The sequence below is a fragment of the Micromonospora sp. DT47 genome (genome assembly GCF_049844475.1).
GTDB lineage: Bacteria > Actinomycetota > Actinomycetes > Mycobacteriales > Micromonosporaceae > Micromonospora.
Map to the genome: position 1 here is coordinate 152994 of NZ_JBNCLC010000006.1, position 13836 is coordinate 166829.

The 13836-nt window shown below is 74.2% G+C and carries 12 protein-coding genes; 8 read left to right on the forward strand and 4 right to left on the reverse strand.

Annotated features, from left to right (window positions below; all coding sequences use genetic code 11):
• Nucleotides 1-15 precede the first annotated feature (15 nt).
• The 7 genes from ACLQ2U_RS11920 (at nucleotide 16) to ACLQ2U_RS11950 (ending at nucleotide 8824) form a co-directional block, all read left to right on the forward strand.
• Nucleotides 16-531: an NUDIX domain-containing protein gene (locus ACLQ2U_RS11920; protein ID WP_425750656.1), complete on the forward strand. Its 516-nt coding sequence runs from the start codon at nucleotides 16-18 to the stop codon at nucleotides 529-531.
• A gap of 282 nt (nucleotides 532-813) precedes the next feature.
• Nucleotides 814-2451 (forward strand): glucose-6-phosphate isomerase, encoded by a 1638-nt coding sequence (gene pgi, locus ACLQ2U_RS11925; protein WP_425750657.1) that lies wholly within the window; start codon nucleotides 814-816, stop codon nucleotides 2449-2451.
• A 110-nt stretch (nucleotides 2452-2561) separates the two neighbouring features.
• A complete protein-coding gene (locus tag ACLQ2U_RS11930; protein ID WP_425750658.1) occupies nucleotides 2562-3287 on the forward strand; it encodes a FadR/GntR family transcriptional regulator in 726 nt (241 codons plus the stop codon).
• On the forward strand, nucleotides 3284-4111 hold the full coding sequence (locus ACLQ2U_RS11935; protein WP_425750659.1) for a sterol desaturase family protein: 828 nt from the start codon (nucleotides 3284-3286) through the stop codon (nucleotides 4109-4111). Before ACLQ2U_RS11930 ends, ACLQ2U_RS11935 begins: the two co-directional genes overlap by 4 nt.
• Nucleotides 4108-4773: a lysoplasmalogenase gene (locus tag ACLQ2U_RS11940; RefSeq protein WP_425750660.1), complete on the forward strand. Its 666-nt coding sequence runs from the start codon at nucleotides 4108-4110 to the stop codon at nucleotides 4771-4773. The genes ACLQ2U_RS11935 and ACLQ2U_RS11940 overlap by 4 nt, the downstream gene beginning before the upstream one ends.
• A 170-nt stretch (nucleotides 4774-4943) precedes the next feature.
• Entirely contained in the window at nucleotides 4944-6281 is a 1338-nt protein-coding gene (locus ACLQ2U_RS11945) for an SWIM zinc finger family protein (protein WP_425750661.1), read from the forward strand.
• Nucleotides 6278-8824, forward strand: a complete 2547-nt coding sequence (locus ACLQ2U_RS11950; protein WP_425750662.1) for a DUF6493 family protein — start codon at nucleotides 6278-6280, stop codon at nucleotides 8822-8824. Before ACLQ2U_RS11945 ends, ACLQ2U_RS11950 begins: the two co-directional genes overlap by 4 nt.
• An 86-nt stretch (nucleotides 8825-8910) precedes the next feature.
• On the opposite strand, the gene ACLQ2U_RS11955 is transcribed toward ACLQ2U_RS11950, so the two are convergent.
• Together ACLQ2U_RS11955 and ACLQ2U_RS11960 are read right to left on the reverse strand one after the other, a co-directional pair.
• Nucleotides 8911-10632: an acyl-CoA dehydrogenase gene (locus ACLQ2U_RS11955; protein ID WP_425750663.1), complete on the reverse strand. Its 1722-nt coding sequence runs from the start codon at nucleotides 10630-10632 to the stop codon at nucleotides 8911-8913.
• 26 nt (nucleotides 10633-10658) lie between these two features.
• A complete protein-coding gene (locus tag ACLQ2U_RS11960) occupies nucleotides 10659-11210 on the reverse strand; it encodes a PadR family transcriptional regulator (RefSeq protein ID WP_425750664.1) in 552 nt (183 codons plus the stop codon).
• A 284-nt stretch (nucleotides 11211-11494) separates the two neighbouring features.
• Between ACLQ2U_RS11960 and ACLQ2U_RS11965 the strand changes: the two genes are divergently transcribed.
• On the forward strand, nucleotides 11495-11818 hold the full coding sequence (locus tag ACLQ2U_RS11965; RefSeq protein ID WP_425750665.1) for a hypothetical protein: 324 nt from the start codon (nucleotides 11495-11497) through the stop codon (nucleotides 11816-11818).
• Between the two features lie 70 nt (nucleotides 11819-11888).
• On the opposite strand, the gene ACLQ2U_RS11970 is transcribed toward ACLQ2U_RS11965, so the two are convergent.
• Nucleotides 11889-12734 (reverse strand): siderophore-interacting protein, encoded by an 846-nt coding sequence (locus ACLQ2U_RS11970; RefSeq protein ID WP_425750666.1) that lies wholly within the window; start codon nucleotides 12732-12734, stop codon nucleotides 11889-11891.
• A gap of 5 nt (nucleotides 12735-12739) precedes the next feature.
• Nucleotides 12740-13771, reverse strand: coding sequence for an ABC transporter substrate-binding protein (locus tag ACLQ2U_RS11975; protein ID WP_425750667.1), 1032 nt, complete (start codon nucleotides 13769-13771; stop codon nucleotides 12740-12742).
• Between the last annotated feature and the right edge of the window lie 65 nt (nucleotides 13772-13836).

The following is a 13836-nucleotide window of genomic DNA, read 5'->3' on the forward strand; positions in this document are numbered from 1 at the left end:
GTAACGTGCGGCGACATGACGGGCTCTCCGTACTCGCACTGCTCCTTCTGCGGCACCGCCTACCCGGCGGGCGCCGCCTGGCCGCGGGTCTGCGCGGTCTGCGGTGAGACGGTCTGGCGCAACCCGTTGCCGGTCGCGGTGGCGCTGCTGCCGGTCCGCACCGGCGCGGGCCTGGGCCTGGTGGTGGTCCGCCGGGACATCGAGCCGGCCCGCGGCCTGCTCGCGCTGCCGGGTGGCTTCATCGAGTACGGCGAGGAGTGGGCCGACGCGCTCGTGCGGGAGCTGCGCGAGGAGACCGGGCTGATCGGGAAGGCCGACGAGGCGCGGCTGTTCGCGGTGCACGGCGCACCGGCCGGCGGCACCATCATGATCTTCGGGGAGCTGCCGGAGCGGCCGGCGGAGGGGCTGCCGCCGTCGGCGCCGACCGAGGAGGCGACCGAGTGGCTGGTACTCACCGAGCCGGTCGAGCTGGCCTTCTCCACCCACACCCAGGCGATGGCCGAGTTCTTCGCGCGCCAGCCGACAGGCTGAGCCCCGAGGCCGGCCCGTCGACCGCAGGTCGGGCTGCGGCGCGCTCAGAGGAAGTGGCCGCTGGCCAGGTAGGGGGCTGGCCTGGAGGTCGAACAGCGAACAGCTCACGCCCGGTGGTGGCGACACGTGTCGCGATGGCGAGTCGCCGACCACCTCGCGGGACGGGTCCGCCGCGTCGCGTCGCGCGGGTCCGCCGCGGGTGGCAGGCTGGACTCGAGCCGGCGGCGGCCGGCGCACCCGTGGCCGCCCGGCGACACCGTCGTGAAGGAGAAGATCGACCCGATGGCTGCGAGTGTGACCACCACCGACGAGTGGCAGGCGCTGCGCAAGCACGCCGAGACGATGCGCGGCGCCCACCTGCGGGAGCTGTTCGCCGCCGACCAGCGCCGGGGTGAGCGGCTCACCGGCGAGGTCGCCGACCTGCACGTCGACTACAGCAAGAACCTCATCACCGACGAGACGCTGGGCCTGCTCACCGCGCTGGCCGAGCGGGTCCGGCTGAGCGACCGGATCGCCGCGATGTTCGCCGGCCGGCACATCAACTCCACCGAGGACCGGGCGGTGCTGCACACCGCGCTGCGGCTGCCGTCCGACGCCGCGCTGACCGTGGACGGCCAGGACGTGGTGGCCGACGTGCACCGGGTGCTGGACCGGATGGCCGCGTTCAGCGAGCGGGTCCGCTCCGGGCAGTGGCGCGGGCACACCGGCGAGCGGATCACCACCGTGGTCAACATCGGCATCGGCGGCTCCGACCTGGGGCCGGTGATGGCGTACGAGGCGCTGAAAGCGTACCGGGACGCGGGGATCAGCTGCCGGTTCGTGTCGAACATCGACCCGACCGACATCCACGACAAGACCTACGACCTGGACCCGGCGACCACGCTCTTCGTGGTGGTCTCGAAGACCTTCTCCACCCAGGAGACCCTGGCCAACGCCAATCAGGCGAAGACCTGGCTGCTCTCCGGGCTGGACGCCGACGACGACGCGGCGATCGCCCGGCACTTCGTCGCGGTCAGCACCAACGAGCAGCGGGTCCGCGACTTCGGCATCGACCCGGAGAACATGTTCGGCTTCTGGGACTGGGTGGGCGGCCGGTACTCGCTGCCCTCCGCGGTGGGGCTGTCGGTGATGCTGGCGATCGGCCCGGACCGGTTCCGGGAGATGCTGGCCGGCTACCACGCCGTGGACGAGCACTTCCGGACCACGCCGGTGGAGCGCAACATCCCGGCGCTGCTCGGCCTGCTCAACGTCTGGTACGTCGACTTCCTCGACGCGCAGACCCACGCCGTGCTGCCGTACGCGCAGTACCTGCACCGGTTCCCGGCGTACCTGCAGCAGCTGACCATGGAGAGCAACGGCAAGTCGGTCAGGCTGGACGGGACGCCGGTCGACTACCGGACCGGGGAGATCTTCTGGGGCGAGCCGGGCACCAACGGGCAGCACGCCTTCTACCAGCTGATCCACCAGGGCACGCTGCTGATCCCGGCCGACTTCATCGCGTTCAGCCAGCCCAACCACGACCTCGGCGACATGCACGACCTGTTCATGTCGAACTTCTTCGCGCAGACCGCCGCGCTGGCGTTCGGGCGGACGCAGGAGCAGGTCGAAGCCGAGGGGACGAAGCCGGAGGTGGTGCCGCACCGGGTGATGCCGGGCAACCACCCGACCACCTCGATCATCGCGCCGAAGCTCACCCCGGCGACGCTCGGTCAGCTGATCGCCCTCTACGAGCACATCGTCTTCACCGAGGGCGCGATCTGGGACATCAACCCGTTCGACCAGTGGGGCGTGGAGCTGGGCAAGGTGATGGCCAACCAGCTGGCGCCGCTGCTCACCGACAGCTCCCCGGACCTGTCCGGCGTGGACTCCTCCACCGCCGGGTTGATCCGCCGCTACCGACAGGAGCGCGGCCGCGGCTGAGGTACCTCCGCGGAACGGCGGCCGGGTCGGTGACCCGGTCGCCGTTTCTTTGGTGCGCGAACTGGTCCAACCAGTTGACGGATTGATGTGCGTCACGCCACACTGCTCCCGTGGCCTTCGTCCCCGTCCCCCGCAGCTCCGTCTCCGACCACGTCTTCGGGCAGCTCTGCGACGCGATCGTCAGCGGCCGCTACCGCCCCGACGACCCCCTGCCCGGGGAGCGGGAGCTGGCCGTCGCCTTCGCGGTCAACCGGCACGCGGTCCGCGAGGCGCTGCGCCGCCTGCAACAACTCGGCCTGGTCCGGATCAGCCAGGGCGGCGCCACCCGGGTGCTCGACTGGCGGGTGCACGCCGGCCTCGACCTGGCCCTCTCCCTCACCCAGTCCGGTGACGTGCTGCCCGTGGAGCACCTGGTGCGGGACATGATGGAGATGCGCGCCTGCGTCGGCGTCGACGCCGCCCGGCTCTGCGCCGACCGGGCCACCGCCGCGCTGCGGCGCGTCGTCACCCGCGCCGTCGAGGAGTACGCCGCGCTCGGCCCGGACCTGCATGCCATGGGCGAGGCCAACATCGTGCTCTGGCGGCACATCGTGGACGGCTCCGGCAACACCGCCTACCTGCTGGCCTTCAACAGCCTGGTGGCCGGGGCGGTCGCCGTCGGCGAGGTCCCGCCCGAGCGGCGCGCCGCCGAGCTGCTGGACGTCGCCGGGCACCGCCGGCTGGCCGAGGCCCTCGCGCAGGGGCGGGGCGACGACGCCGCCACCCAGGCCCACGCGCTGCTCACCGCTTCGCTCACCACCCCCACCACCCCACCCGGAGAGGAATGCCGAGCATGATCCCCGCCGTGCTCTACGCCGTACCGGCGTTCCTGCTGCTCATCGTCATCGAGGCGCTGTCGTACCGGTTCGCCCCGGACGACGACGAACGCGGCTACGAGCTGCGCGACACCACCACCAGCCTGACCATGGGCGCCGGCAGCCAGATCATCGGCTTCCCGTGGAAACTGCTCACCGTCGGCCTCTACGCCGCCGTCTGGACGGTGGCGCCGGTGCAGCTCTCCCCCACCAGCGTCTGGACCTGGGTGCTGCTCTTCTTCGCCGACGACCTGGCGTACTACTGGTTCCACCGGGCGCACCACGAGGTACGCCTCTTCTGGGCCGGGCACGTGGTGCACCACTCCAGCGTCTTCTTCAACTTCTCCACGGCGCTGCGGCAGAGCTGGACGCCGATGACCTCGCTGCCGTTCTGGCTTGGCCTGGCCCTGCTCGGCATCCCGCCGTGGATGATCTTCCTCCAGCAGTCGATCAGCCTGCTGTACCAGTTCTTCCTGCACACCGAGCGGATCACCCTGCTCCCCCGGCCGATCGAATGGATCTTCAACACGCCGTCGCACCACCGGGTCCACCACGGCGCCAACGCCGAATACCTGGACCGCAACTACGGCGGCATCCTGATCGTCTGGGACCGGCTCTTCGGCACCTTCGAGCCGGAACGGGACACCGTCCGGTACGGACTGACCAAGAACATCGGCACCTACAACCCGCTGCGGGTGGCCACCCACGAGTACGCGGCGATCTGGGCCGACGTCCGGCGGGCCACCTCCTGGCGGCACCGGCTGGGCCACGTCCTCGGCCGGCCCGACTGGCAGCCGGCCCGATGAGGCGACGCCTGCTCGGGCTGTTCGGGCTGGTCGCCGCCGTCGAGCTGGTCGGCGTCGCGCTCGACGCGCCCGCGCTGCAGTGGGTGGCCAAGCCGCTGCTCGCGCCGCTGCTGCTGGCCTGGCTCTGGGCCGTACGCCGGCGGTTCGACCTGGTCGCGACGGGCCTGGTGTTCGCGACGGCGGGTGACGTGGCGCTGCTGCTCTCCGGCGACGTGGCGTTCCTGGTCGGGATGGGGTGCTTCCTCGGCACCCAGCTCTGCTTCCTGGCCGCGTTCCTGCGGCACCGACGGGCGCCGCTGGCCGCCTTCGCCGGCTACCTGGTGCTCTGGGCAGCGGCGAACGCGCTGCTCTGGGGGCAGCTCGGGGCGCTGCGGCTGCCGGTGCTCGGCTACAGCCTGGCGCTGAGCCTGATGGCCGCCGCCGCAACCGGGGTGTCCCGGCGCGCGGCGGCCGGCGGGGCGTTGTTCCTCGTCTCCGACCTGCTGATCGGGGTGGGCGCGGCCGGGGCGGAGCTGCCCGGGCACGGGCTGCTGGTGATGGTCACCTACATCGCGGCGCTGTTCCTGCTCACCACGGCCTGGGCCGACCGCCGCGAGCCCGACCGTCGATCCGAATCGGCCCCCCGTCCCCCGCCGCTGACCACCGCCTCGACTGAAGTGTGATCGACTCCGTGTGCGGCGGATGGCCGGGTCCGGTTGCCCCGGACACCGCCACCTGCCGCACTCCATGTTGATCTCGGCTAGGGGCCCTCGGGTGGTGTCGTCACGGCGGACCGGAGGTACCTGGCAGGCCGGGACCGGGGATGTCGGTCGGTTGCCCTACGGTGTGCGCCGTGAACGCCGTCCAGACGTACCGATACCTCCAGCCGTCCACGTTGCGCCCCGCCGGTCTCGACCTCCAGACCTGCGGCGGCCCGGCGGCAAATCCGCGCTTCTTCAGCGGTTTCCTCACCACCCCTGCCGCGGCGGCCGCCGGCCTCCTCGCGGTCGCTGAGGTGGCCCGCACCCGCTACCACCAGCCGGTCAGCCCGGCCAGCCTGGACCCGGTGGTGACGGGCAGCCGGGACCGGCTGCGCTTCGAGTCCTTCTCCGGCTGTTGCGGGGTGTACGCCCGGATGGACGTCGTACCGGCCGGCTTCGACGGCGAGATCGTCGGGCACGGCACCACCAACGTCGACGTGAACCCGCCGCTGCGGGAGGCGCTCGCCCGGGTCGGCGGGATCGAGCCGCTGCACCTGGCCGTCGGCCCCGACGACCTCACCGTCTCCACCATGGACGGTCCGGTGGTGGAGAAGAAGGTCCCGCTGCCGGGGCGCTGGCTGCGCGGCTTCGCCGAGGTGCACGTGCTCACCGCCGCGTTCGAGCCGCGCGCCGAGATTCCCGCCGCCGCCGAGGCGGCCGCGTTCCTGCGCCGGCTCCCCGGCGGCAGCGACCGTTCCGTGCTCTGGGCGGTGCCCGCCGGGCGTACCCTCCGGCTGACCTCGCGACCGGCGCCGGGCGCGGTCTGCCTGGCCGGCGCGGGGCGGCTCGCGGCGCTGCGCGGCCTGCTCCGGCACGCGCGCACCCTGCGGGTGTACGGGCCGCCGGTGCGGGCCGGCTCCCCCGCGGTGCCGAGCACCTGGGAACTCGACACCGGCGCGCTGCGGCTGTCGCTGACCCTCTCGCCCGAGCCCTACCGCGGCTTCTCCGGCGAGGGGGCCGCCCTGCTCGCACTCGCCGGTGACGAGGTGGTCGACGACGCAGAGCTGGTCGGCGCCCTGCTCTCCTGGGACCCGACGATCGACGTTGCCGCGCTCGCCGACGCGGCCGGCCTGCCCGACGACCGGGTACGCGCCGCCCTGGCCCAGCTCGGCACCGCCGGCCGGGTCGGCTACGACGTGGCCGACGGCGGGTACTTCCACCGGGTCATGCCGTACGACGCGGGGCGGGCCGAGCGGGACAATCCGCGTCTGGTCGGGGCGCGGGTGCTGGTCGAGCGCGGCGCGGTCGGCTGGCAGGACGAGCACGCCACGGTACGCAGCGGCGACGAGGTCTACCGGGTGCGGCGGCTGCCGGACGGGTCGTACACCTGCTCCTGCCGGTGGTGGGCGCGGCACCGCGGGCAGCGCGGGCCCTGCAAGCACGCCCTGGCCGCGTCGATGGTGGCGGCACCGGCGGAGGTGGGGGCGTGACGGACTTCTTCGAGTCCCTGGTCCGGGGCGACGTGCGTGCCGTCCGGTCGATGCTGGACGGGCTGGACGAGCCCGACCGCCGCGCGCTCGGCGACGAACTGGTCGCCCACGTCCGGCGGCGGCGGGACAACTGGTGGTGGGGGAAGGAGGCGACGGCCCTGGCGGTGGCGGCCGTGGGCACACTCAGCACCGCGACCAAGGCCGCCGCACTGCTCGGCCGGCGGTCGGTCATGCTCCGGGACGCCGACCCGGAGCCGGCGGTCGCCGTGGCCCGGCAGCGGGGCGTGACCTGGCTGGCCGACCTGGCGCACAAGCTGGCCGACCGCATGCCCCGCAGCCGGCCGTGGGAAGGCTGGCACTTCACGGCGGGGCTGCTGCTGGCGGAGAAGGCGGCGCCGCCGACCGGGGACGCGTTCGTCGCCGGCTGGGCGTACGCGATGTGGTGGCAGCGTCCCCACGACCGGCAGCAGCAGCCACCGCTGGTCGACCGGCTGCGCGCCGATCCGTTCCTGGACCCGCTGCTGCCCTGGTTGTTCGAGGTCGACGGCGTCGGCGCCGACCTGAGCTTCGGCGGCGAGCCGCAGGCGGTGCCCCAGGCCCTGGCCGCGCTCGCGGCCGAGGGCCGGCTGGACCGGTCGACGCTGCTCGACGGCCTGCTGGGGCGGCTGCTGCGTGGGGACCGGCAGGCGGCGCTGCGGCCGTTTCTCGCCCTGCACGACCTGCTGGCGCCGACCCCGCACGAGGTGGCAGCACGGGCGAGCGCCTACCTGCGGCTGCTCGCCGACGCGCCCGGGCCGGTCGCCACGGTGGCGCAGCGGGCGCTGCGGGACCCGGGCGACGCCGTGGAGCTGGAGTCCCTGTTGGACGCCGCCCGGACCGTGCTGATCCGGCCGGAGAAGGCGCTGGTGCGGGCGCAGCTGTCCTGGCTGGACCGGCTCGCCCGGCAGCGGCCGGACCGGGCCGCGGAGATCGCGGCGGTCCTCGCGGTGGCCGCCGAGCACCCGGCCGCGGACCTGCGGGACCGGGCGGTGGCGCTGGCGGAGCGGCACGGCCACCGGCCGGGCCCGGTCGTGGTCGTGCCGGTGGCCGGCGACGAGCTGCCGTCCCCGGCGCCGGCGGCGTCCGCCCCGCCTTCGATCACCGAGGTGGACGAGCTGGTCGAGGAGGTGTCGGCGCTGCTCGGCGGGCGCTGGCCGGCGCTGGCGGTCGAGCGGGTCGTTGACGGGCTGGTCCGGCTGGGCACCACCGACCGGGACCGGCTGGAGGCGGCCCTGCTGCCGGTGCTGCAACGCCACCGGGTGGGCGCCGACGACCACATGTGGGCGGTGTTCAACCTGTCGGTCCAGCTGCACGGGGTCCTGCTGGCCGCCGCCGCCCCGGCCGAGGCGGCCACCCGCCGCGACCAGTGGGCCGGCATCCTCACCGAGTCCCGCCCCCGGGCGCTGCGCCCCTTCCGGGGCGGTCCGGCCGTCCCGGCGGCCCGTCGCCCCGCACCCACGCAGCTGTACTGTGCCCGGCTCGCCGAGGTCGGGCAGCGGCTCGACGGACGGGACGACCCGGGCCTGCTCGCCGCGCCCACCTCCGCCACCGGCGCCGTCGACCCGACCGCGCTGTACGACCGGTTGGCCGCCCTGGGCGACCGCCCGGTCTGGCGATGGGATCTCACCCAGGCGCTGCTGCGACTGCCGGCCGGCTTGGACGAGGCGCTGGCGACCCGGGCGGCGGCACTCGGCACGCCGGCCGGCGACGAACTGGCCGGCTGGCTGCGCGGGGACGCCCTCCCGTCGGCGGTCCAGCAGGTGGTGACGGTCGGGCGGCGGGATCGGGTGGGCAGCTACGACTTCGGGTACGACCGCCTGCCGGGAAGGCGGAGGGTGGTCGCCACCGCGCCACCGGAGGGCGTGGTGGACCGGCTCGGGCTGCTCACCGTGTCGCCGCAGCAGGTGGGTCGGGGCCACGGTGGCTGGTCCGACCGCTGGCCGGCCCTGCTGCCCGGGCACCGGGGCCTGGTCGCCGCGCATCTGCTGCCCGAGGTCGCCCGGGCGGCGCAGGAGGACGTCCGGGAGGGCGCCACGGTCCTGCCGGTGCTGGTCGAGTGTTCCGGCGCGGGCGGCCCGGCGCTCGACCTGGCGCTGGCGTACGGACTGTGCGCCCGGCACGAGGTGGACCGGGTCGCCGCGCTCGACGCCCTGCTGATGCTGGCGGCGGCCGGAGACCTGGACGCGCCGGCCGTCGGCGGGCAGCTCGGCGCGCTGGCGGCGGACGACCAGGTGACGCTTACCCGGGCCGGCACCCCGCTGCGCGACGCGGTCGCGGCGGGCGCCCGGCTAAGCACCTGGCGGCTGCTCGCCGCGGCGCTGCCGCCGCTGCTGGCCATGCCGACGCCGCCCCGGGGCACGCCGGACCTGCTCACCCTGGCGGCGGAGACGGCGACCTCGACCGGGGTACGGATCGAGGTGCCGGGCCTGGCCGACGTGGTGGCGCGGGGCGGCGGGAGCCGGCTGGTGACCGAGGCTCGACGGCTCACCACCGCGCTGGCCTGACGGGCCCGGGCCGGGACGCGGGCCGGGCCGGGACGTCCGTCCACGCCATCAAGCTTGCAGCGGCAGAGACAGACAGTCGGCCTCGCTCAGGGGTGCATCTCGTACGCGCCGGAGAGGGCGACGACCCGCTCCCAGACCCGGGCGGTGCGGTCGGCGTCGCGGACCGGGCGGCGGAGGTGCGCCAGCGCCCAGGCGGCCTGCTCCTCGGTGGCGGTCGGCTTGCCGTGCAGCTCGGTGGCGTAGCCGGAGAAGTCGCGGACCAGGATGTCGAAGATCTCGTCCAGCAGGTCGGCGTCCAGCCCGGTCAGCTCAGCCTGCTCCAGGATCAGCTGCCCGTAGACGACCAGCGCGAAGAGCTGGCCGAGGGCGAGCAGGAAGTCCAGGTCGCGCTGCTGCTCCTCGCTCGGGGCGTGCGCGGCGAGCAGGGCGCAGAGCCCGTCGGCCTGCTCCCGGAACCGGGCCACGTTGGGCACGTCGGCGTGGGCGTCGTACGCGGCCCGCCAGTCGTGGAACCGGATCGCGCCGAGGCCACGAGCCGGGCCCTGCCGGAACAGGAACTCGTCGTCGGCCGGGTCGTGCCGGGTCGGCACCGGCGGGTGCTCGGCCGGGTGGAACAGGTAGTTGGCCATGAACTTCAGGATCAGGGCCAGGTTGACGTGCACGGTGCCTTCGAGCTTGGGCAGGCCGCGGATGTCCCGGGCGGCCTTGTCGAAGTAGGTGTCCGCCTCGAAGCCCTTGGCGGCGATGACGTCCCACAGCAGGTCGATGACCTTCTCGCCCTCGGTGGTCACCTTCATCTTGGTCATCGGGTTGAACAGCAGGTAGCGCCGGTCGTCCGGGCCGGCCGAGCGGAAGTAGTCCACCGCCCGGTCGCTGAACAGCTTCATCGCCACCAGGCGGGCGTACGCGTCGGTCATCTCCCGGCGGACGTGCGGGAAGTCGGTGACCCGCTTGCCGTAGAGGACCCGGTGGTGGGCGTGGGTGACCGCCTCGTACAGGGCGTGCTCGCAGATGCCGATGGAGGCGGTGCAGAGGTTGAACTTGCCGACGTTGACCGTGTTGAGCGCCGCGTCGAAGGCGGCCTTCCCGGTGTGCAGCACGTCCTCGGCGCGCACCGGGTAGTCCTCCAGCCGGAACTCGCTGACGTACATCTGCGCGTTGACCACGTTGCGCACCAGCCGGTACGCCGGGTGCCGGCTGTCGGCGGCGAAGAAGACGTACCCGTCGGGGCCCTCGACGTCGGCGCGGCGGCCGAAGACCGAGACCAGGCCGGCGACGTTGCCGTTGCCGATGTAGTACTTGCCGCCGGTGGCCCGGAAGCCGCCCGCGCCGTCCGGGGTGAGCACCATGTCGGTGGAGTAGATGTCGGCGCCGTGGCTGCGCTCGGAGAGGCCGAAGGCCATCACGTGCCCCTCGTCGAGCAGCGTCGCGGCGCGGGCCCGGGCGGCGGCGTTGTCGCTCTGCCAGACCGGGCCGAGGCCGAGGACGGTGACCTGCCAGGTGTACCAGTAGCCGAGCCCGTAGAAGCCGAGCACCTCGCTGAGCGCGGCGTTGCGGGCGGTGTCCCAACGCTTGGCCGGGTCGCCGCCGCCGTCGGCGGCCGGGGTGCAGAACGCCGCGAAGAGCCCCTCCTTGGCGGCGAAGTCGAGGAAGTCGCCGTACCAGGAGTGGTCGTTGTAGCTGTCGACCAGCGCCTTCTTGCCGCGGCTCTCGAACCAGTCGACGGTGGCGCGCAGCAGCCGGCGGGACTCGGCGTCGAGGTGGGCGGGGTCGTAGCTGTGCGGGTTGAGCAGCGGCGAGTCGGCCATGGCGGTGGTCCTTCCTCAGGGGGTGGTCAGCGGTCGAGGTCGCGCAGGGTGGTCAGGACGTCGTCGAGCCAGGCGAGCACCATTCGCTCGTACGCGATGCCGCCGCGCAGCACGACGTGCTGGAGGGCCGCGCGGGCGTCCTGGTCGTCGGGCCCGGGGAAGTCGCGGCGCTCGCCGGCGAGGTAGCTGGCGAGGACGGCCTGGTGGTCGGCGCGGTAGCGCTCGACCTCGGCGACCAGGGCGGCGCGCCCGGCCGGGTCGGCGAAGGCGGCCCCACGGATCTTGACGGCCAGTTCGTGCCGGACCGCCTCGGGCTGCACCGGCGCGCGCAGCCAGTCGGCCAGCACGGCCCGCCCGGCGGGCGCGGCCGACCAGCACCGCTTGTCGGGCCGGCCGTCCTGCCCGACCTCCTCGGCGGTGACCCAGCCGTCGGACTCCATCCGCTTGAGCACCCGGTAGATCTGCTGGTGGGTGGCGGTCCAGAACCGGCCGATGGACCGGTCGAAGCGCCGGGCCAGCTCGTAGCCGGACGCCGGCTGCTCCAGCAGGGAGACCAGGATCGCGTGCTCGAGGGCCATGCCGGCATCCTGCTATGCAACTCGTTGCATAGCAAGAGTGCGGGACCGCCCACCCCACTCCGTCCCGGTGACGTCCGGCCTACCGGGGGCTGCGCGGACGAAACGACGGCTACGAGACGATTGGTCCTGCTTAGGGCCATGCTGCGAGTCTCGACGTCACTCGTCACCGGCGTCCCGCCGACGGGGCGCGGAAACCACCGGACGTGGCGATGATCACTGGGTTCGAGGTTTGGCGGACCGGCAGTCTGGAGACTTCCCACCGGCACCTACAGAGGGGGAGACCCGTGTCCGATACCGAGCGCCCGCAGCCACGCGACCGGGGCGACGCGCCCGCCGGGGTCACCGACCCCCTCCTGTGGCGGCTCGCCGTCGGCGTGGTCGACGCCCACCGGCCAGACGAGACGGGGCACTGCGACAACCTGCTCTGCGACCACCAGGAGTGGCCGTGCGACGCGGCGCGCAACGCCCGGCGGGCCCTGGCCCTGGCCGGCGACGCCGCCGAGGAGACCGCCGAGGAGCCGCAGGAGGACGAGCGGTGGGAGGAGTCGGAGCAGGCGCTGTCGACCCCGCCGCATCACCGGTCGCGGACCGCCGCCGAGGCCGCCTGACACTCGGCGCCCTCACCCCAGGCCCGGGGCGAACCGGGCCAGGGCCGGGGGGCGAGACGGCGGTACGGGGTCAGGCGGACGCCTCGGCGCGCAACTCCTCCTCGGAGGCGCCGCGCCGCCAGTAGCCGGCGAAGGTCACCCGCCGCCGGTCCAGGCCGCGCTCGGCGATCAGGTGTCGGCGGACCGCCCGCACGGTCGCCGACTCGCCGGCGATCCAGGCGTACGGGGTGCCGGCCGGCAGCCGGGCGGCGCGGACCGCCGCCACCAGCAGGCCACTGCCGGGCGGGTTGCTCCCCCGCACCAGCCAGCGCACCTCGGCGGTGGCCGCGGTCGGCAGCTCGCGGATGTCCCCGGCGGCCGGCACCTCGAGCCACGCCCGGACCGGGGTGCCGGCGGGCAGCCAGGCCAGGATGCCGGCGGCGGCGGGCAGCGCCGTCTCGTCGGCGACGAGCAGCACGGGTCCGGTGCCGGGTGGCGGCCGGAAGCGGACGCTGCGCTCGTCGGACACGGCCGGGCCCAGCAGCACCACCCGGTCGCCGGGCCGGGCCCGCCCCGCCCACCGGGAGGCGGACCCGGTGTCGCCGTGGTGGACGAAGTCGATGTCCACCTCGGACGCCTCGGGACGCTGCCCGCTGACCGTGTACGACCGCATCACCGCGCGCACGGCCGGGTCGGTGGCGCGCCAGCGGGCGTACCAGTCGTCGCCGGCGTCGAGCGGGACCACCGGCCGGGGCTGGCCGGGATGCGGCAGGAAGAGCGAGACGCTCTGGTCCCGGCCGCTCCCGGCGAAGCCGGCCAGCTCGTCGCCGCCGAAGGTGACCCGGATCAGCGAGGCGCCGATCCGCCGCGCGCGCCGCACCTCGGCGCGGTAGAAGCGGTAGCGGAGGACGACGGGTGCGACGGTCGCGCTGCTCACGGCCGTCAGCCGAGCCGCTTGGCGGACCGGATGGCCGCGGCGAGGTTCTCCAGCAGCGGCGCCGCGCCCGCGTACGAGAAGCGGGGCACCGCGTCCCACGGGGTGACCTGGCCGGCCCGGACGGCGGGGAGCTGCCGCCAGGTCGGCTTGCCGGCGAGGTCCTTGGGCTGCAACGCGGTGGACCGGTTGTCCAGCAGGATCAGGTCGGCCGGGAACTTGCCGGCGTTCTCCCAGCTCAGGCTCTCGAAGTAGTCGCCGGTGGCGAGCTTGGTCGGCACGACGATGTCGACGCCCAGTTCGGCGAAGTACATCAGGTCGGTGCTGACCTTCGGGTTGGAGACGTAGAACAGGTCGGGGCTGCCGGAGGCGGCCATGACCCGGATGCCGGGGTTGGTGCTGACCGCCCGGCGGACCGACTCGGCGGCGGCCTCGAAGCGCGCCTTCGCGTCGGTGACCTTCCGCGCGGACAGGTCGGCGCCGAGGGCGGCGGCCAGTTCGGCGTAGCGGGCGATCGGCCGGGTCATCGGCACCCGGGCGGTGGCGACCGCGACGCTGGGCGCCAGCGCGAGGATCTTGTCGCGGCTCTCGTCCGGGACGTACCAGAGGGCATCGGGGTCGTACATGTGGGTGACCAGCAGTTCGGGGCGGAGCGCGGCGTACTTCTCCACGTTGAACTCGCCCCAGACATTGCCGAGGACGGAGACCCGGTCCACGTCGAGCGCGCCGGCCTGCGGGTCGGGCGAGCCGTCCTTCCGGGTGGTCTCGCCGAAGACCCCGGCCACCTGCGAGTCGAGACCGAAATCGACCAGGGCGGCGGCGACCCCGGTGAAGGCGACGACCCGGGTCGGCGTGCGCGCCGCGGTGACCTGCCGGTCGCGGTCGTCGGTGAACGACCAGGGGCCGGTCGACCCCTTGGAGCTGGTAGTGGAGTCGGATGACTCACCGCAGCCGGCGAGGAGCGCGGCCAGGGCGGCGCCACCGCCGGCGGCGAGCAGGCCCCGGCGGGAGAGTCGGTGAGTGGAGGCGGCAGGAAGCATAGTGACGTCTTTCGATCAGGGCCGGACCACGATGATCCGCGACCGCCGAGTTAGGTTAACCTAAC